This window comes from Dyella sp. S184 (assembly GCF_009766065.1).
In the GTDB taxonomy this organism is placed as follows: Bacteria; Pseudomonadota; Gammaproteobacteria; order Xanthomonadales; family Rhodanobacteraceae; genus Rhodanobacter.
Window position 1 is genome coordinate 361,731 of the sequence record NZ_LMUE01000002.1, and the last position, 19,458, is coordinate 381,188.

Annotated in this window: 16 protein-coding genes; 9 read left to right on the forward strand and 7 right to left on the reverse strand. The window is 62.0% G+C overall.

The window, feature by feature from the left end:
* Positions 1-95 precede the first annotated feature (95 nt).
* Positions 96-1,097: a hypothetical protein gene (locus GSQ75_RS01580; RefSeq protein ID WP_158752791.1), complete on the forward strand. Its 1,002-nt coding sequence runs from the start codon at positions 96-98 to the stop codon at positions 1,095-1,097.
* Positions 1,098-1,163: 66 nt separating this feature from the next.
* Here GSQ75_RS01580 and GSQ75_RS01585 read toward each other — a convergent pair whose 3' ends face one another.
* Positions 1,164-2,441, reverse strand: a complete 1,278-nt coding sequence (locus tag GSQ75_RS01585) for an NAD(P)/FAD-dependent oxidoreductase (RefSeq protein WP_158752792.1) — start codon at positions 2,439-2,441, stop codon at positions 1,164-1,166.
* A 341-nt stretch (positions 2,442-2,782) separates the two neighbouring features.
* Here GSQ75_RS01585 and GSQ75_RS01590 point away from each other — a divergent pair, with 341 nt between their 5' ends.
* Together GSQ75_RS01590 and GSQ75_RS01595 are read left to right on the forward strand one after the other, a co-directional pair.
* On the forward strand, positions 2,783-4,210 hold the full coding sequence (locus GSQ75_RS01590) for an MFS transporter (protein ID WP_254058471.1): 1,428 nt from the start codon (positions 2,783-2,785) through the stop codon (positions 4,208-4,210).
* Positions 4,211-4,319: 109 nt separating this feature from the next.
* The gene (locus GSQ75_RS01595; protein ID WP_158752793.1) at positions 4,320-6,251 is read left to right on the forward strand and encodes a sulfatase-like hydrolase/transferase; all 1,932 of its coding nucleotides are present in this window, start codon (positions 4,320-4,322) and stop codon (positions 6,249-6,251) included.
* 86 nt (positions 6,252-6,337) lie between these two features.
* Here GSQ75_RS01595 and GSQ75_RS01600 read toward each other — a convergent pair whose 3' ends face one another.
* Positions 6,338-7,618, reverse strand: a complete 1,281-nt coding sequence (locus GSQ75_RS01600) for a hypothetical protein (protein WP_254058401.1) — start codon at positions 7,616-7,618, stop codon at positions 6,338-6,340.
* Positions 7,619-7,734: 116 nt separating this feature from the next.
* Here GSQ75_RS01600 and GSQ75_RS01605 point away from each other — a divergent pair, with 116 nt between their 5' ends.
* Positions 7,735-9,315, forward strand: a complete 1,581-nt coding sequence (locus tag GSQ75_RS01605) for an SDR family oxidoreductase (protein ID WP_158752794.1) — start codon at positions 7,735-7,737, stop codon at positions 9,313-9,315.
* 34 nt (positions 9,316-9,349) lie between these two features.
* On the opposite strand, the gene GSQ75_RS01610 is transcribed toward GSQ75_RS01605, so the two are convergent.
* Both GSQ75_RS01610 and GSQ75_RS01615 read right to left on the reverse strand, forming a co-directional pair.
* Positions 9,350-11,005 carry a M20/M25/M40 family metallo-hydrolase gene (locus GSQ75_RS01610; protein ID WP_158752795.1) on the reverse strand — a complete coding sequence of 552 codons (1,656 nt, stop codon included), beginning with the start codon at positions 11,003-11,005 and terminating at the stop codon, positions 9,350-9,352.
* Positions 11,006-11,198: 193 nt separating this feature from the next.
* A complete protein-coding gene (locus tag GSQ75_RS01615) occupies positions 11,199-12,260 on the reverse strand; it encodes a hypothetical protein (RefSeq protein WP_254058402.1) in 1,062 nt (353 codons plus the stop codon).
* 381 nt (positions 12,261-12,641) lie between these two features.
* On the opposite strand from GSQ75_RS01615, the gene GSQ75_RS01620 reads away from it, so the two are divergent.
* From GSQ75_RS01620 to GSQ75_RS01640, 5 genes are all read left to right on the forward strand, one after another.
* Positions 12,642-13,343 (forward strand): pirin family protein, encoded by a 702-nt coding sequence (locus GSQ75_RS01620; protein WP_158752796.1) that lies wholly within the window; start codon positions 12,642-12,644, stop codon positions 13,341-13,343.
* 46 nt (positions 13,344-13,389) lie between these two features.
* Complete coding sequence (locus GSQ75_RS01625; protein ID WP_158753855.1) at positions 13,390-14,391, forward strand: NAD(P)H-quinone oxidoreductase; 1,002 nt, start codon at positions 13,390-13,392, stop codon at positions 14,389-14,391.
* Positions 14,392-14,484: 93 nt separating this feature from the next.
* Positions 14,485-15,564 carry a bifunctional DNA-binding transcriptional regulator/O6-methylguanine-DNA methyltransferase Ada gene (ada, locus tag GSQ75_RS01630; RefSeq protein ID WP_158752797.1) on the forward strand — a complete coding sequence of 360 codons (1,080 nt, stop codon included), beginning with the start codon at positions 14,485-14,487 and terminating at the stop codon, positions 15,562-15,564.
* Positions 15,565-15,622: 58 nt separating this feature from the next.
* On the forward strand, positions 15,623-16,279 hold the full coding sequence (gene alkB / locus GSQ75_RS01635; RefSeq protein WP_158752798.1) for a DNA oxidative demethylase AlkB: 657 nt from the start codon (positions 15,623-15,625) through the stop codon (positions 16,277-16,279).
* 114 nt (positions 16,280-16,393) lie between these two features.
* On the forward strand, positions 16,394-17,326 hold the full coding sequence (locus tag GSQ75_RS01640) for an MBL fold metallo-hydrolase (protein WP_158752799.1): 933 nt from the start codon (positions 16,394-16,396) through the stop codon (positions 17,324-17,326).
* On the opposite strand, the gene GSQ75_RS01645 is transcribed toward GSQ75_RS01640, so the two are convergent.
* From GSQ75_RS01645 to GSQ75_RS01655, 3 genes are read right to left on the reverse strand one after another with little or no spacing between them, the layout of a single operon-like run.
* On the reverse strand, positions 17,323-17,772 hold the full coding sequence (locus GSQ75_RS01645; protein ID WP_158752800.1) for a GNAT family N-acetyltransferase: 450 nt from the start codon (positions 17,770-17,772) through the stop codon (positions 17,323-17,325). The two genes, GSQ75_RS01640 and GSQ75_RS01645, sit on opposite strands and share 4 nt — an antisense overlap.
* 1 nt (position 17,773) lies before the next feature.
* Positions 17,774-18,118: a tRNA-binding protein gene (locus tag GSQ75_RS01650; RefSeq protein ID WP_158752801.1), complete on the reverse strand. Its 345-nt coding sequence runs from the start codon at positions 18,116-18,118 to the stop codon at positions 17,774-17,776.
* Complete coding sequence (locus GSQ75_RS01655; RefSeq protein WP_158752802.1) at positions 18,115-19,404, reverse strand: FAD-binding oxidoreductase; 1,290 nt, start codon at positions 19,402-19,404, stop codon at positions 18,115-18,117. Before GSQ75_RS01655 ends, GSQ75_RS01650 begins: the two co-directional genes overlap by 4 nt.
* Positions 19,405-19,458 lie beyond the last annotated feature (54 nt).

Sequence of the window (19,458 nt, forward strand, 5' to 3'; positions counted from 1 at the left end):
CTTAAAACAAGAACGGCGCCGTAGGAATACGGCGCCGTTCTTGTAAGTGGTTATGATTCTTTAGCTCCACCAACATCAGCCTTCGGAGATAGCCGATGCATCGAATTGCACGCTTGGCATACAACACTTCCGGCTGGACAAGACCCACTAGTGAAGCTCGTCAAAGTGAAGGCAGCGATACCTACAACGGTCAGTACGGTTTCGGGCATGAGGACTGGCTGTTCCGAAACGAGTGGGTGATCGACGGATGGCGTTACGCTTTCATTCAAGGCTTCAACAAGAGCAATCGCTTGCTCGTCGCCGCTGGCGAGCCGGTGGACGTAACCCTATTCGCCGTCAGGCCCGACAAGGCGCGCTTGCTCGTCGGCACCATCAATCAGGTGGAAGCTTTGGACGATGCCCAGGCACATGAGGCGGTCGAAGCCTTCCGAGACCGCGGATGGATCGACATCATGCGTTCGGAAATCGCGCAAGCAGGCGGCGACGCATCCGTGCTGGAAATGTCGAAACAGGCAAAGCATGTTCTCAACGTTAGATTCCGCATCGAAAACTGCCAGCTGTATTCGCCCGCACCGGTCATGTCGGCTACCGACGGCATCTATGCTCCTGGCCGAGCACGGTACAGCCTGCAGTATCTCGACAAGCTGAAATCGCAATACATCAGCACAACCTTGAACGCACGTCGCCGCGGCACTACCGAGCCGCCGCAGAGCAACGCGCATCTTCGCTCTGCAAGCGCAGTAATCGAAGTGACCCCCGAGCACGCAAAGATGCAAGCGACGCTAGGCCGTTTGCTTGAGGCCGAATACCCTCGCGCACGGATCGTCTTTGAGGAGAACTTCGTTGACGTGAAGGTCGAGACAGACGATCAAGTCATTCTTTTCGAGATCAAGAGCGATCTCAAACCACGGTCAGTTTTGCGCCAAGCGATAGGGCAGCTCCTTGAGTACGCATTCCATCCTGTTCAGCAACACAGCAAACCTGTGAGCATGGTCGCAGTTGGCCGGAACAAGCTTGACGCAGAAGATCGTCAGTATCTTGAAACGCTAACGAGCTTGTTCAACATGCCACTGACTTATCGCGTGATCGCAATCTGATCCTTGTAACCAACTTCAACGAAGCAGCCACTACTATGAAAGGCCTATGTCCCGGAGATAACCGAGTCATAGCCCCTTATCACCAGATTTATCTCTTTGACCACCGACGATGATCCGTGCACTGCGCTGCCAGGTGCAGTACGACCACGCCCAGTCGAGCATCACGACCAGTCGGTTGCGGAAGCCGATCAGGAACAGGATGTGCGTCATCAGCCAGAACCACCAGGCGGCCACGCCGGACAGGTGGATGCCGCGAAGATCGACCACGGCGGCACCGCGGCCGATGCTGGCGAGCGTGCCATAGTCGCTGTAATGGAAAACGGGCGTGCTGCGTCCGGCCAGACGATTGCGGATCGCCCGCGCGGCGTACGCGCCCATCTGCTTGGCTGCCGGCGCGAGACCCGGCACAGGCTTGTCGCCCTGCTCCACGTGCGCAAGGTCTCCGATCACGAACACTTCGGGATGCTGCGGCAGCGACAGATCGGGTGAGACCAGCACGCGTCCGGCGCGATCGCACGGCGTACCCAGTTGCGCGCCCAGCGACGAAGCGGCGACACCGGCGGCCCACAGCAGCGTGCGCGCCTCGATGCGCTGATCTCCCATCTGCACACCGGTGTCGCTGACGGCAGTGACCGCTGCGTTCAAATGCACATGCACGCCCATGCGTTCGAGCTGGCGTTGCGCTTTCGCGGACAGCGACGGCGGCATCGAGGACAGCACGCGCGCGCCGGCTTCGACCAGATGGATCTGCGCCGTGCGCGGATCGGCCACGCGAAACTCGCCCGGCAAGGTGTGGTGCGCGATCTCCGCCAGCGTGCCAGCCAGTTCGACGCCGGTGGGGCCGGCACCGATCACCACGAAGCTGAGCCATGCCGCGCGCCGCGCGAGATCAGGCTCGCGCTCGGCGGACTCGAACGCATCGAGGATGTGCCGGCGGATCGCCAGCGCATCGTCCATGGTCTTCATGCCGGGCGCGTGGCGCTCCCACTCGGCATGACCGAAATAGGCGTGACTCGAACCGGTTGCCACCAGCAGGTAGTCGTACTCCAGCGTACCGCCGGCTAGCGTCACCCGTCGCTGCTGCACATCGATGCCGCGCGCCTCGTCCATGCGCACGGTGACATTGCGCTGCTTGCGCAGGATATGACGCAGCGGTGCCGCGATATCCGGCCCCGACAATCCGGCGGTGGCCACCTGGTACAGCAACGGCTGGAACAGATGATGGTTGGTGCGATCCACCATGGTGATACGCACAGGTGCCGAACGTAGCGCACGCGTCGCCCATAGCCCACCGAATCCACCCCCGAGTATCACCACATGCGGGACCGCTTGCACTTTGTTCATCCTTTCCTTTGTATTCAGTGCCCTGATATTGGGGCGATTCTTGGTGTCAGTCTGATGATGGTAACTGCGTTGATCCTGCCGCCACTCATGACCCGATGGAGTGCGACCTGCGCACATCCGTGACCTCCATCATGCGCATCGCCGTGATCGTAACCGGGCTTAAACGCATGTCGCGACAGCTATTGCCACGTCCGACAAGGAGGCGAATAATCCGCATGTTGCATCGCACAATGCGCGCCACTTCATGCTGACGCCGCCCCGTTCCACACGCTCCATGCCGGTGCCATTGCGAGGCGCCTGCCGAAGGATTTGTCGTAGTGACTCTGTTGAGACAGGCTGAAATTTCCGTACCGGCTTCACCGGTGCAGGCATTTCCCGACTACCGCGTGACCTCCCTGATCGTGGCTTGCGCCATCTTCATGGAGCAGATGGACGCCACCGTGCTGGCCACCGCACTGCCCACCATGGCGCGCGACTTCCATGTCACCGCGCCGTCGATGAGCATCGCGATCACCTCGTATCTGCTCATGCTGGCGGTGCTGATTCCCGCCAGCGGCGCCATGGCCGATCGATTCGGCGTGAAGCGCGTGTTCAGTGCCTCGATCGGCGTATTCGTCGCCGGCTCCATCCTGTGCGCGTGGACCAGCAGCCTGCCCTTCATGGTCGCTGCGCGCCTGCTGCAAGGCGCGGGTGGCGCGATGATGGCGCCGATCGGCCGGCTGATCCTGCTGCGCATGGTGGATCGGCGCAACCTCGTTTCGGCGATGTCGTGGTCGCTGGTGCCGGCTTTCCTTGGACCACTGATCGGCCCGCCACTGGGCGGCTTCATCGTCACTTACCTCGACTGGCGCTGGATCTTCTACCTCAACGTGCCGATCGGCCTGCTCGGCTTCGTGCTGGTGCGCCGCCTGATCCCCGAGATACCCAACGAATCGGCCCCGGCGCGCTTCGATTTCCTCGGCTTCGCGCTGTGCGGCATCGCGCTCGGCTGCCTGTTGTTCGGCTTCGAGACGATCGGACAAAACACCGCCTTGCTGAGCGCCATCGCCCTGTTCACGGTGGGCAGCCTCGCCGGCGCAGGCTATCTATGGCATGCGCGGCAACATCCGGCCCCGCTGGTCGACCTTTCCCTGCTGAAAATCGACTCGTTCCGCCTGTCGGTGATCTCCGGTTCGCTGATGCGCGTGACCCAAGGCGCGCAGCCGTTTCTGCTGCCGCTGATGTTCCAGATCGGCTTCGGCCTGTCGGCGATGCGCAGTGGTCAGCTGATCCTGGCGACTTCGCTGGGTGCGCTGCTGATGCGTACCGCCACGCCGCGGCTGCTGCGCCTGGTCGGCTTTCGCCGTGGCATGGTCGTCAACGGCGTGCTGTCCAGCCTGGGCTACGCGGTCTGCGCCTTCTTCCGCCCGGACTGGCCGTTCGGCCTGATGTTCGCGCTGCTGGTTTGCTGCGGCGCCTTCATGTCGTTCCAGTTCGGCGCCTACAACACAGTGGCTTACGAGGCGGTGCCGTCATCCCGCATGAGCGCCGCCAGCAGCCTGTACACCACCTTGCAGCAACTGATGCTTTCCGTCGGCGTGTGCAGCGGTGCGCTGATCCTGAAACTGAGCATGGGCTTCGAACACCATGCCGAGCCGCGGATCATGGATTTCTCCATCGCCTTCCTGCTGGTCAGCCTGATCTCGCTGAGTTCAACGCGCTGGCACGTGGCCTTCGCACCCAATGCGGGACATGAGTTGAGTGGGCATCGGGCGAAAACAGCGCCATAGCGATACGGCACCGTTTGTTTGATCGGCACAGGCTGCATCGAGTAGCGGCGAGCATCCCTACAAGGCATGATCCGACTCGAAACCGACGCCATCCGGAACGAATCCGACCATGACTTCAATATGGTTTGCGAGAAAGCACAGACCCGTATTCTTTGCCGGGCTCTACCTCGCCTATCTCGTCGTTTTGTATGGCTCGGTGAACATCCACGATGAAAGCATCTTCAAGCTGCTGACCAGGATCGTCGCGCCCGTCATCGAGCTCGGCTTTTTTTATGTTCTGTGTTCCTTGCTGTCTCGCAGCGCGGAGCGAAAAAAAAGCATAGCCGCGGGATTCTTCTACGTCGCCATTCCGCTGCTGGTGAATCTCGTCTATGCCGCGCAGGTCTATTCGCTCTACCTCTCTGGAAATTTCATTACGGTGCTTGCCATCGAGAACAGCGCAGAAAGCCGGATCATCCGGAACTCTTCGCTCTACGCCGCCCTGTCCGTTGCGTTGGTGTGGTGGCTGCTTTTCCTGCTGGGCTACCTGCTGAGCCGAAGAGGACAGCATGCAAATCGTACGGACAGCGACTGGCAGTTGCCTCCGGTCAGGTGGCGGCTTCTAGCAGCCCTGGCCCTGCTGCTGACCCTCATCGGCCAGATCAATGCGCAGGAAGATACCGGACTGATCGAGGCCGACTATCGCCAGACCCCCATCGTCGCCCTTGCGCACAACTACTACGTGTCCATGAAACCGGGGAACTCAAATACTGATTCGGCTCAGCATGGATTTGCTGCTGGCATCGGCAGGCCGGGCACGGAATTCCCGCTGGAAAAAACCTACACATACAGCGAAAACCTCCCGTTCAAGAGAACGGGCGACCCCGGCGAAACCATGAATGTCATCGTGATATTTACCGAGGGTACCTCGGCAAGACTCCTGGGATCTTACGGTGGAAAATACCCTGGACTTACGCCAAACATCGATCGCCTGGCACACATATCCATGCGTGTGGTCAATTACTACAACCACACGGCAGCGACCTACCGGGGCCTGCAGGGGCAGATGACGTCCGGCTATCCCTCGGCCGGAGGCGACGAAGGCGATGGTTCTGCCTGGGAGAGCGAGAACGGAAAGAAATCGCTCTCGTCGATTCGCTACCAAAGCCTGCCGATGATACTCAGGGGCGTGAATTACCGGACGTATTTCATATCGCCGCACCACGACTCGGTCGGGCTCAATACCCTGCTGCGCTCGCTGGGCTTCGACAAGGTTTTGTCGTTCGAAAGCATCAGTCAGGATGTCGCTCCCGGAAACGGGATGTATTCCGTGGAAGGCGCATTGAGCGACGGGGATATATTCAATGCCCTGCAGATCCTCTTATCGAAGAAGACGATCGCCAGCCCCGCGCACCCGTTTTTCATGGGACTCTACAATTTCGGCACCCACGCCTTTCTCGACATCATGCCGTATGGCGTCAAATACGGGGACGGCTCCAATCCCGTACTCAACCGACTCCACAATTTCGACTATGAATTCGGCAGGTTCCTGGACTACTTCCTTGCCAGCGCATATTCCAAAAACACCATTCTGATACTGACCGCCGATCATGCCGACTACCCGGACAAGTCGTACAAGGCAATTGCCGACAAAGGCTTTGAGCCTTTGTTTGTGGACCGCATTCCACTGATCATCTACGACCCCTCTCACCAGCTTCCGGCGACCTACGACGCGCAGGGAAGGACATCGATCGACTTCGCGCCAAGCTTGCTGCAACTGCTTGGCATCAAGGACGCCGACAACAGCTTCCTGGGAACATCGCTCTTCGAGAAAAGTCCGGAATCCATTGGATTCGCAGCCATCGGCAACGAGTTCTTCGCAACGGATTCGAATGGCGTATATCCAGAAAGCAACGTGCCAAAAAAATACGAAGCGCAGTTCTCCGATGGCAAGAAACTCATCGACAGCTACTACCAGCTTGAGAAGGAAAATCGTGTATTCGGTCCGGTTCCACGGTGCGCGGGTATAGCGTGTACCCATGCAGCCGCGTCCGATCACTGAACGTGGTTGGCATCAGTCCGGAAGAAACGATCTCAAAAGTACCGCCGAACCCGGGTCAACCCACTCGGCATCCTATCCCCTGGCGACTACTTGAGCGGCCACGGTGCGGCGCGCCAACAGGCGAGGTAATAATCCTTGAGCGCATTCCTGACCGGATAAAGCTGGAAGACAAAGCCGTAACGGAAGGCGCTGGTCCTGCCGCCGACCCATGCACCAATGGAGTGTGCAAATAGCAACTGCTCCAGCTGCGTGGCCGGATATGGCCGCGTGATCATCACCGACTGGCTGGCGACGCTGGCGCCGTCATGCTGTTGCGTCAGCGTCTCCTTGCGGTCAATCTCGAAATACGACCGGGTTCCATGCGAAACGATCTCCCGTGCACGCGTAGCGCCGACCAGATCGTACGCGGTGAGCGTGACGCCAGAGGGCTGGCACTGCAGGGTTATCCGATGTTCGCCGTTACGATCAACCTGACTGAGCACCAGATAGGGTGCCGCCGACGTAAGCTCGGATTTCACCGTGATCGGAAGGCCTCCATTGTTGGCAAGTCCCATCGACATCATTTGCTCGGCGGTCAGCCAGACCACCGGATCGTGCGAAGTTTTCAGAGTCGGCGCGAACTCGCCCAGGTCGACGCCCATATCCTTCAGGTATGCATCGACGTCGCCCGAAGCCGGCTGGGCCTGCCCCATGCCGATTGTCTTTGGTGGATCCATCGCGCCATTCGGGGAAAGGCCGATGCGGTCACTGCCGGTGGGTGCCCAACGATAAAGGCCGCCAAAATACGCATAGGTGCATGCATCCACGCAGACAGCCGTCTTGCTGGTGTACACCGACGATTGCAGAGGGCGTCGTGGCGTCCCCAGGTGCGTCACCATCGAACCTGCCCGGAACAGCCGTCCCAGCGCCAGGCCGGCACGCAGATCGCCACTCGACGAGTTCAGGTAGATATCGGACCCACTGGGGATCTTTCCAGACCGCACCAGCGCCTCGAACCGCTGCGGCGCGCCGGCGTCGATGACGCCATACAGATAGATCTGCGGAACCTTGGTGATGGCAAGGGTCATCTTGTCATTGTTGAGCTGGATCGCCATTTGGCTCGCGGTCTGCGTGTGCTCCGCGGGCGGCGCAGCGCCATGGGCGTGAATCGGCGATGTGGCACCGATGCCAGCGAGCAGCAGCAAGACGCCCCACAAGGAGCACGAGCGCCCTCCTGTCCAGCAAAGAGGATTCCTGTCAGCGTTTCTGTCTTGCACTGTCGCTCCTGAAGTTCCGACCCGGCAGTGTCTTTCGTTGCAGATGTCCTGCGAGTGAACGTCGCGAAATAAGCGGGAAATAGCCGGGTGCTGCCCCTCGTTGGTGAGCAATCCCCGAAACCGGGCCAAAAACAGGCAAAATACACGGTTGACGACGCATGACCTGCATGCGCAGCCTGATGCGGTAGCGCCCAGCGCACCGCCCTACTCGATGACGGATAACGCTCTTGACCACCACCACGGCCACCGTGCCATTACCGGACGACGCAGATACCGCCCTGCTTGAGCGCCTGCGCGCCGCAGCGGAACTGCTTGAATCGGTCGCTGCCGATCGGCAACTGCTGGACCAGCTGCCGGCGGATGATCGCCAGCGCCTGCATCAGGCGGTAGCACAGCTTTACCACCCCGATCCTGGCGCGCGCCGGATCAAGCTGAAGGCGGCCGAGAAGGCGCGGCATGCGTCGAAGATCCAGGCCGAGGACGCGGTGCTCAACCAGACCGGCATCCGCGAGCTGCGCCGGCGGCCGGTGTTCACCACACCGAATGTGCATGCGCCGCTGGATTTCGAGCCGCACGACATCAGCCCCGATGCCGACGCTGCGCAGCCACGCGAATCGATCGAGCCGAAGCATTGCTATGTGTGCAAGCAGAAGTATTCGACTATCCATTTCTTCTACGACCAGCTGTGCCCCGCTTGCGCTGCGTTCAACTATGCCAAGCGCACCGAACTGGTCGACCTGCGTGGCCGCGTCGCGCTGCTGACCGGTGGTCGCGTGAAGATCGGCTATCAGGCTGGCCTGAAGCTGTTGCGCGCGGGAGCCGAGCTGATCGTGACCACGCGTTTTCCACGCGACTCGGCGGCGCGTTACACCGAGGAGCCTGACTTCGGCGAATGGGGCCATCGCCTGCAGGTGTATGGACTCGACCTGCGCCATACGCCCAGCGTCGAGGCTTTCTGCCAGGAACTGGTCGCCACGCGGCCGCGGCTGGACTTCATCATCAACAACGCCTGCCAGACCGTGCGCCGTCCGCCGGACTTCTACGCGCACATGATGGAAGGCGAGACGGCCGCCCTGCATGACATGCCGGAACACGTGCGCAAGCTGGTCGGCCATTACGAGGGTCTGCGCAGCTCGCATATCCTGCCGGAAGTCGAAGCGCCGGCGATGGCGCTCACTGGTCGTGACTCGCATGTCCCCGGACTGACCCGCGCCGCCGAGCTGTCGCAAGTACCCTTGCTGCCGGAAGAACTGCTGGCGCAGAGCCATCTGTTCCCCGAAGGCCGGCTCGACCAGGACCTGCAGCAGGTCGACCTGCGCGAGCGCAATTCATGGCGGTTGCTGATGGCCGAAGTACCATCGGTGGAATTGCTGGAAGTTCAGCTGGTCAATGCGATCGCGCCGTTCATCATCAACGCGCGCCTCAAGCCGCTGATGCTGCGTACGCCCGAACGCGACAAGCACATCGTCAACGTGTCGGCGATGGAAGGCCAGTTCTACCGCAACTTCAAGACCACGCGGCATCCACACACGAACATGGCCAAGGCCGCGCTGAACATGATGACGCGCACTTCGGCCACCGATTACCACAACGACGGCATCCACATGAACAGCGTCGACACCGGCTGGGTGACCGACGAGGATCCAGCGGCACTGGCCGCACGCAAGGTAGCCGAGGAACGCTTCCATCCGCCGCTGGACATTGTCGACGGCGCCGCGCGCATCGTCGACCCGATCATCAGCGGCATCAACAGCGGCGAGCACGTGTGGGGACAGTTCCTGAAGGATTATCGACCGACCGACTGGTGAGCTTCAGCCGAGCCGCTGTGATCCAGCGTCAGGATTATTTCGCTTCAGTGCCGGGCCGACTGAAATCGCTACCCGGCTTCCACTGCGGGAACGGCGTGGTTCCCGTGGAGAGCTTGCTGCCGACCATGTAGAGCAGCCGCAGATCCTGCACCATCCCGCTCAGGTCCCAGTTCGGGTCGAACGCATCGCCAGGCTGGTGATAGCGGTTCGTGATGTAGTCATCGTAGGCTTTGCGGCCGGCGGTCACGCCACCATCCAACAAGTCGAGGCCTGAGCGCGCATACAACACCGGCACGCCGGCCCTGGCGAAATTGAACTGCTCCGAGCGTGCAAAGAAACCCTTCGGCACCTTGTCCGGCGTCAAGGCACGCCCTTGCGTTCTGGCCGCCTCGACCAGGTAGTTATCGAGCTGCGACTGGCCGTAGCCGATGACTGCGATGTCGTGGCTGGGGCCGATGACGGTCAAGGCGTCCACGTTGATATCCGCCATGGTCAGGTCCAGCGGCACCAGCGGATGGTTGACGTAGTAATGCGAGCCGAGCAGTCCCGACTCCTCCATCGTCAATGCCAGGAACAGGATGGTGCGCACCGGTTTGGGCTTGCGATGTGCGAATGCCTCGGCAATCTTCAGCAGGCCTGCCACGCCCGAGGCGTTATCCACGGCGCCGTGGTAGATCTTGTTACCATCGCGACCAAGATGATCCCAGTGTGCGGAATAGATCACCGCTTCGTAGGGACGCAGACTGCCAGGTAGCTCGCCAACCACGTTGTTCGACTGGCCGTGGCTGATCGTACTGTCGATCGCGATGCTGGCCCTGGCGTCGAGCTCGACCGGCTTGAAGCCGCGCATGTCGGCATTCTTCTTCTGCGCATCGAAATCGGCACCCGCATCGGCGAACAGCTTCCTCGCGGCTGCCGTGGTCAGCCAGCCGGCGACCGACAGGCGTGGCGTTGGATCTTCGCCGGTCGGCAGGCTGAACTGCGGGGCGCTCCAACCGGTCTGCACGACGTTCCACGGATAACCGGCCGCCGCTGCATCATGCACGATGAAGGCTGCGGCGGCGCCACGGCGCGCGGCCTCCTCGAACTTGCTGGCCCAATGGCCATACCAGGTCAGTTCGCGGCCCTTGAACAGCATCGGATCCTGGTCGTTCCAGCCCGGATCATTGACCAGCATCACGACCGTCTTGCCCTTGAGGTCCATGCCCGCGTAATCGTTCCACTGCTGATCGGGCGCATCGACACCGTAGCCGACGAAAATGATCGGCGAATCCTTGATCTCGGCATGCGCCTCGTTCGCCGGCGAGCCAACCACCATCTCGCTGCCAAAGGCCAGTTCGGACTTGTCCTTGCCACCATCGATGACGAGCTTCGCCTGGTCGGCATGCTGCAGCGTGGCCTCCACATAAGGCACAGCCTGCAGCCAGCTTCCGCGGTTGGCGGGCTGCAGGCCGATGCGCTTGAACTGCTCGATCAGATAACCGGTGGTGCGCTGCTCACCCTTGCTGCCGGGTGCGCGACCTTCGAACGCGTCGGAGGCCAGCACCTTCACGTGTTCGCTTACATCCGCTTCGGTGATGCCGGGTGAGAACGTCACATCTTCGCGGCCATCGTCCTTGCTGCCACCCGAATGATGATGGCAACCAACGAGCAGCAGACTGATGGCGGTGATCAACAGCAAGCGGTGCACTGGCACTCCCCCGAGAGACAAGGGCGCGAATGTACTCAGGTGTCGCCATCGCTAGCAACAAGGCATGCGCAATCGTTGGAACTTGCGATTATGCCATGATGCTCAAGGTTTCTCGACGGGCATAAGGATCACGGCCATTTGCCATCGCCGGATCAAAAAAGCAAAGGATGCCTGCCAGGTCGGCAGCCATCGTTCAGCCGATGGCTGCAAATGCCGCCGAGACGGAGTCCTCAGCGCGAGAGCGGCCACGGCCGCGACTGAACCCACCTACGAATGTCCGCAGCTTGCCACCCACGACGGCAACCACGGGGTACGCCTTCAGGTGCATCGCAGGGAAGGCACCCGGCGACATGGCCAGGCCAATTTGGTGCTCGGCACGCATTCTTGCCGCTTTTGCCGCGAACCAGGCCTTGGGACCGGCCAGCAGCGCACCCGTAGCGGATTCCGCCTGGCGCGAGCTCTCGATGGTGCGACGAAGATGGGCAAGATGGATTTCGCTGAAGGCATGACCCAAAGCAGCGACCTTGAAGGGCGATGCGACGAATTCGTCCAGCAGGCTGCCCAGCATGGCGGCAACGCGCAGCGCGATCTGGCGGTTCGCACGCTCCGCGTGCGATGTGCCGGTCGCCCCCTGATAGGCGCCTTCGATGGCCTCGATGAGAGTCTGGAATTCCGACTGGTTGAGCGGGCGCTTGTCCAAGTGGGTCTTGCGGCGATCGATTAACCACGCCTGGTCGGCTGCAGGAAGAGCATGCGACCGATGGGCAGCGCGATGCCGCGCATCTTCGATCGATAGGCCATCGGCCAGCAGTTGTGTGGTGAGCGCTTCCTGGGTCAGGGGTTCCGCACGTGCAGAGCCGTCCTGGTGGTACCAGCGACGGTATTCCAGCGTAGCCGCATGAAAAAGTGCCCGCGGCGGTCGCACTGTGGCACGCGCCTCGGCAGCATAATCGAGAGAAGGCGCCATCGGACGAAGCCCGGCGGAACGAGCTGTCAACACGCGGCCAAGCAGAACCTCGGCCGTAACCAGGTGCTGGTGGTAGGTATCGTGCCGGTCGTCATCAAGCACGGCGAAATAGACGAAACGGAGCCGGCGACCACGTACGATCTTTGCGGACCGCCCCATGCCGAACGCAGCGCCGCGGTGCCCGATAGGCAGGGCACGATGCGCGGTAGGCAGGTTCCCCAGCATCGCGTCGATGGTGGGCAGCGAAATGACGGCGGATCGGGCCAGTACGGCCTCTTGCTCTTGCATGCTCACATCTACTGCTGTTACTTGCACACTACGCCCTTCATCGCCGATACGGTTGCAACGCCCATCTCCGCAAGCATCACATTCCGTTTGCTACGTCACTTACCATCCAGTCCGGATGGCTGCAATGCCACCTTGGCATATCGCATGCCATGAAAGTGTGCGTCCGCTTGCAGAATTCGAGATTCGCTCGTGCTTGTCTCGGCGTCCCCCACAAGAACCGCAATTATTTGCGAAAAAATATCGTCCTGCGTCCCTTGGCAAGATGTGAATGACGCAATCCGGCAACAGTCCGTTCCACCATGGCCTCTGTGTTCGTCCACGCGGCCGGTCTATCGTGGCGTCAATGACCATGCCCCGCGTATCGCCACGAGAGTAACCACCATGATTGAACGCAGACCCTTCGGCAGCCTGGGCGGAGCCGACCACGGCTGGCTCGACGCAAAACATCATTTTGCGTTTGCCGGCTACCACGACCCGAAGCGCATGGGCTGGGGTGCGCTGCGCGTGTGGAACGACGACACCATCGCCACGCAGAGCGGCTTTCCACCACATTCGCACTCGGACATGGAGATCATTACCTATGTCCGCGAGGGTGCGATCAGTCATCGCGACAGCCTGGGCAATGAGGGCCGTACCAAGGCCGGTGATGTGCAGGTCATGAGCGCAGGTAGCGGCATCACCCATGCCGAATACAACGTTGAACCGGGCACCACCCGCATCTTTCAGATATGGATCATCCCCGACCAGCAGGGCCAGCCGCCGTCGTGGGGCGAAAGATCGTTTCCGGTCGGCGATCGTTCTGGCCGCTTCGTGGCGTTGGCCAGTGGTTTCAAGCAGGACACCGACGCCCTACCCCTGCGCACGGATGCGCGCGTGCTCGGCGCCACCTTGAAAGCGGGAGAAACGGCCGAATACACAATGGCTGAGGGTCGCTACGGCTATCTGGTCCCCGCGAGGGGATCAGTCGAACTCAACGGCGTGAAGCTCGATGCCCGCGACGGCGCGGCGATACGCGACGAAGCCTTGCTGCGGTTGACAGCACTGGAAGACGCCGAGCTGGTGCTGGTCGACACAGCGCCCTGATCAAAACACGACGGTCACGCGACCGCGGAGCCACGTGATGCCCAATATGCAAGCCATCGAGATCATCCATCCAGGCCCCCCGGACGTGCTGCAGCTGACCCAGCGACCGATACCGCAACCCGGCGTGGGCGAGGTGCTGATCAAGGTGGCAGCTGCCGGGGTCAACCGGCCCGACGTGTTCCAGCGACAGGGCCATTACGCGCCACCACCCGGCGCGTCCGATCTACCCGGCCTGGAAGTGGCCGGCACCCTGGTCGAAGGCGATCTGGCTGGCGACAACCCGTTCGGCCTCAAGCGCGGTGATCCCGTCTGCGCCCTGCTCGCCGGTGGCGGTTATGCCGAATACGCGGTGGCACCGCTGGCGCAATGCCTGCCGGTGCCGGACGGACTTTCGCTGGTCGAGGCCGCTGCGCTGCCGGAGAACTACTTCACCGTGTGGAGCAACGTGTTCGATCGTGGCCTACTCGGTCGTGGTGAAGGCGGTGCGCACGAAACCCTGCTGGTGCAGGGTGGTTCCAGCGGCATAGGCGTCACCGCGATCCAGCTGGCGCACGCGTTCGGCCATCGTGTATTCGCCACTGCTGGCAACGCAGAGAAATGCGCGGCGTGCGAAAAGCTTGGCGCGGAGCTGACGGTCAACTATCGCGAGCAGGATTTCGTGGCCGCGGTGAAGCAGGCCACCGGCGGCCGTGGCGTCGATGTGATCCTCGACATGGTTGCAGGCGATTACATCCCGCGCGAACTCGATGCACTTGCTGAAGGCGGTCGCCTGGTCTTCATCGCCACGCTGGGTGGCAGCAAGGCCAGCATCGATGCTGCGACGATCATGCGTCGTCGGCTCACGCTTACCGGTTCCACCTTGCGTGCCCGCCCCATTGCGTTCAAGGGCGCCTTGGCGCGTCAGCTGCACGACAAGGTCTGGCCACTGCTGGAAGCGGGCAAGCTGCGGCCAGTGATCCATCAGGTGTTCCCGGCTGCCGAAGCGGCCCAGGCGCACGTGCTGATGGAAAGCAGCGCGCATATCGGCAAGCTCGTGCTGCAGTGGTGAACCGCGCGAATTCAAGCGCAAGACCCGGAGTGTCGCCGACGCCAGTGGTCCGTAGATTGGGCAGCACGCGATAATCTACCGGAAGGAACTCCCATGAAAACGCCTGAGAGACATGTTGCACTTGTTGCCGACACGCTTAACGACCCGCGCTGGGTCGCGGTGCAGGCGCGCGATGCACGCGCCGATGGCAGGTTCTTCTATTCCGTGCGAACCACGGGCGTGTACTGCCGCCCATCCTGCGTGTCGCGCCCTGCCCGGCCCGAAAATGTGGCGTTCCACGACTCCGCTGCCACCGCGGAACGGGCCGGTTTTCGCCCATGCAAGCGTTGCAAGCCCGATCAACCGTCGCTGCAGGAACAGCACGCGGCGATGGTCACTGAAGCCTGTCGGTTGATCGAGAACGCAGAGACGCCGCCCACGCTCGAGCAGCTGACGAAACCGACTGGCCTGAGCCCGTTCCACTTCCACCGTGTATTCAAGGCCGTTACCGGCGTGACGCCGAAGCAGTACGCCGCAGCACATCGCGCCAGCCGCATGCGTAGCGAACTGGATCGCGGCGGCAGTGTGACCGAAGCGATCTTCGACGCCGGCTACAACGCCAGCAGCCGTTTCTACGAGACGTCGAACCAGGTGCTCGGCATGACGCCGTCCAGCTATCGCGCCGGCGGCATCGACCATGACATCCGCTTCGCGATCGGCGAATGCTCGCTGGGTGCGATCCTGGTCGCACAGAGCGGGCGCGGCGTCTGCGCAATCCTGTTCGGTGATGATCCGGATGCACTGGCCCGCGACCTGCAGGATCGCTTCCCCAGGGCGAACCTGATCGGTGGCGATCATGCGTTCGAGCAATTGGTGGCGCAGGTGGTCGGTTTCGTCGAAGCGCCGGCGATCGGGCTCGACCTGCCGCTGGACGTGCGCGGCACGGCATTCCAGCAGCGCGTATGGCAGGCGCTGCGGGAGATACCGGCCGGCGTCACCGCCAGCTACAGCGAAGTCGCCCAGCGCATCGGTTCGCCCAAGGCCGTGCGTGCGGTAGCCGGAGCCTGTGCAGCGAATATGCTGGCAGTGGCGATCCCTTGCCATCGCGTGGTGCGCAACGACGGCGCCCTGTCCGGTTACCGCTGGGGCGTGGAACGCAAGCGTGCCTTGCTGAAACGCGAGGCGCAGGCATGATGGAGCTGTTCCATTCCAACCATCGCTGCAAGTTTGGTATCGACTGTCACAGCGCGATATGAATACGGCAGATCTCTTCCGCAATGCGATTCATCCCGAGCGCCGGGATGAACCGTTGTGCGACGGCGCCGTGGTCTTGCGTGGATTTGCGCTACCGAACGAGACCATGCTGCTGCAGGCGATCGACATGGTGGTCGCGCAGGCACCGTTCCGTCACCTGATCACACCAGGCGGTTTCCGCATGTCGGTGGGCATGAGCAACGCCGGCACGCTGGGCTGGGTCAGCGATCGGCGTGGTTATCGCTATGATCCGATTGACCCGGATAGCGGCAAGTACTGGCCATCGATGCCGGATATTTTCCTGAGGTTGGCCGGCTCGGCTGCAGCGCAGGCCGGTTACGCCGGTTTCGTGCCGGATGCCTGCCTGATCAACCGCTACGAACCAGGCACGCGGCTAAGCCTGCACCAGGATCGCAATGAGCGAGACTTCGATCAGCCGATCGTGTCGGTGTCACTGGGCATTCCCGCCGTATTCCTGTTCGGCGGCATGCAGCGTGCTGACCCGCAGATCCGGGTTCCGCTTGGACATGGCGACGTCGTGGTCTGGGGCGGTCCGGCGCGACTGCGCTATCACGGTGTGCTGCCGCTCAAGCCGAACCATCACGATGCGCTGGGCAGCTCTCGCATCAACCTGACGTTTCGTCGGGCCGGCTAGCAAACGGTTTCATCGTTCACGACGAAGCAAGCAAATTCGGACTCGACGATGGTGCAAGTGCCGATGACCCGATGACTTGCTACCCTCGCCGGATCGATTCAACGCGAGACCGACATGGCTACCACCCACGGCATCCACACCATCGATACCGGCTTCGTGCGACCGCAGTTCGACGCCGCATACCTGGTCGTCGAGAACGGGCGCGGTGCGTTCATCGATTGCGGCACCAACCATGCGGTGCCACGCATGCTGGCCGCGCTGGATGAAGCTGGGATCACCGCGGCCGAGGTGGACTGGCTGATACTCACCCACGTCCACCTGGATCACGCCGGCGGTGCCGGCGAGCTGATCGCGCAATTGCCGAATGCGAAACTGGTGGTGCATCCGCGTGGTGCGCGACACATGATCGACCCATCGGCGCTGTGGGCCGGTGCCAGTGCGGTGTACGGCGAAGCGGTGATGGAAGCGACGTACGGGCGGCTGCGGCCGATTCCGCCCGAGCGCGTCATCGAGGCCCCGGACAACTACGTCGTAGATCTCGCGGGGCGACTCTTGCTGTGCATCGATACACCAGGCCACGCGAAGCACCACCTCACGGTGTACGACGAGCGCGCCAACGTGTGCTTCACCGGCGACGTGTTCGGCCTGTCTTATCGGGAATTCGACACGGCGAACGGGCCGTTCATCCTGCCCACCACCTCACCGGTGCAGTTCGATCCCGAGGCTCTGCACGCATCCATCAAACGTCTGCTCACGCTGCACCCCAGCGGGATGTATCTCACCCATTACGGCCGCGTGGAGAATATCGAAAAGCTGGCCGCCGACCTGCATCAGCAGATCGACGCGATGGTGGCACTCGCCCGCGCCGCGGATGGACAGCAAGATCGCCATGCCGCTCTGATTGAAGCGCTGACCGGGCTTTACGCGGGTCGTGCGGAAGCCCACGGCTGGACGCAAGGGCGCAACGCGCTGGCTCAACTGCTGCACATGGATATCGAGCTGAATGCGCAGGGTCTGGCGGTATGGCTGGATCAGAGCCGCCGCTAGTTCATCACGCCAAGCGACTTGCTGTAGGCGTGCTGGGTCTTGCGACGCACATAGCCAAGGCGCTCGTAGAATGGGTGCGATTCGGTGCGCGCTACATTGGAACGTACGGTGATCGAGTCAAATCCCTGCCCCAATGCCCAGCGCTCGGCGTCAGTCACCAGTGCACGCCCGATACCACCGCGTTTGATAGCTGTACTCACAACCAGACCCACGATCTCGATCCGTTCGCCCGACTCCAGCGTCAAGCGACGCTCGACGGCGATCCAGCCAAGCAGTGCGCCATCAGCTTCAGCCACCATCACGTGGTGATGGGTTTGCGGCAGCAGCAGCGCGAGCCGTGCAGCAATTTCCATTGCCGTGGCGGGATAACCCAGTTCATCTGCCAGGCGGGCGATCTCCGCAGCAGCATCGACCCGTGCATTGCGCAGATGGAACGAATCCGCCACCTCAGGCGAGCCTTGTACCATTCGGTACCGGACGCTCGATCGCAGTGACCACTACGCCCGCATCGGTGGGAAACCCGGTGAGCAGGAACTGCGAACGGAACGGGCCGATCTGCTTCTCCGGGAAGTTGATCACGCCGACGATCTGCCGCCCAAGCAACTGCTCGGCGCTGTACAGCGCGGCGATCTGCGCGCTGGTCTTCTTCTCGCCATAGGGGCCGAAATCCACCCAGATCTTCCACGCCGGCTTGCGCGCCTCGGGAAACGGTTCCACCCGTGTCACCGTGCCGGCGACGATCAATACTTTCTCGAAATCGCTCCAGCTGATTTCACTGACCTGCTCAATCATCCTTCCAGCCTCGTCTTCAACCAATCGCGCCCTTGCTGCCACCAGTAACTTGCCTGCGCCCCGAGATAGCCCAAGGGTCGGTGCGTACTGCTCAGCCCGTAGTCGGCAAACTGTTTCCAACCGTCATCGCCATCGGCAATCGCCGCCGCCAGCAGCTCGCCTGCAGCACAGGTCGGCGCTAGACCATGCCCGCCAAATGCCTGTGCCCACCATAAACCATTCCCATTACCGCCGACCTGCGGCATCTGATGGCGCGCATAACTCATCAGGCCCGACCACGCGTAATCGACCTTCACTCCCTGCAGCTGCGGAAACACGCGCAACAGATCCTTCGTGAGCAATCGCTGCACCGCCTGCGGCGAACGGTTGCGGATGGAAATGCGCCCACCCCACAGCAGCCGCGTATCCGGCAGCGGCCGGTAATAGTCGAAGGCGAAGCGACTGTCGTAGACCGCGGCGCGGGTATGCAGGCACTCGTCCATCCGCTCGCGCAGCGGCTCGGTCACCATCACATAGGTGGCGATCGGCAGGATCGCACGGTCGATCGACCGCAGCAGGCCGGCCAGGTAACCGCCGCAGGCCAGCACCACCTGATCGACCAGCAGCTCACCTTGCGCCGTGCGCAGGCGCCATTGACGGCCCTCGCGGGCGAGACCGCGTACGCCGCTTCCTTCATGAATATGCACGCCCTGCCCGGCAGCGGCAGCCGCAAGACCGATCGCATAGTTGAGCGGATGCAGGTGCAATGCGTCTCGCTCGTAGAGACCGTCGTGATAACGCTCACTGCGAACACGCTCGCGTAGTTCGTCCTGCGGCAGCCATTGCCAGTGCACGCCGTAATGCTCGGCCAGCAATTGCTGGCGCTGGCGCAATACCGCCGGATCACGAAACCAGTTGGCCCAGATCACGCCCTGGTCGACCGCGTCGCAAGCAATTGAGTAATCGGCGATGCGTTGGCGGATGCGCTGCACAGCCTCGGTGGTGAGCTTGAACAGCTCCCGCGCACGCGCATCACCCAACTGGGTCAGCAGCGATTGCTCGCCCAGCGAATAACCGCCGAATACGAAACCGCCGTTGCGGCCGGAGGCACCAAAGCCGATCTGCTCGCGCTCCAGCAGCACGACGTCGCGTACACCACGCTCAGCCAAGCCGAGCGCCGTGTTCAGGCCCGCATAGCCACCGCCGATGATCACTACGCGTGCATGCGTGCGCCCCTGCAATGGGGCATATGGCTGATACGGCGTGGCCGTTGCGCGGTAATAGGACGTGGACAAGGACGGTGGCATTTCGGCAACGAATACCTGCAGGTCTGCGTTTGGAAAGCGAGCATAGCGCAGCAG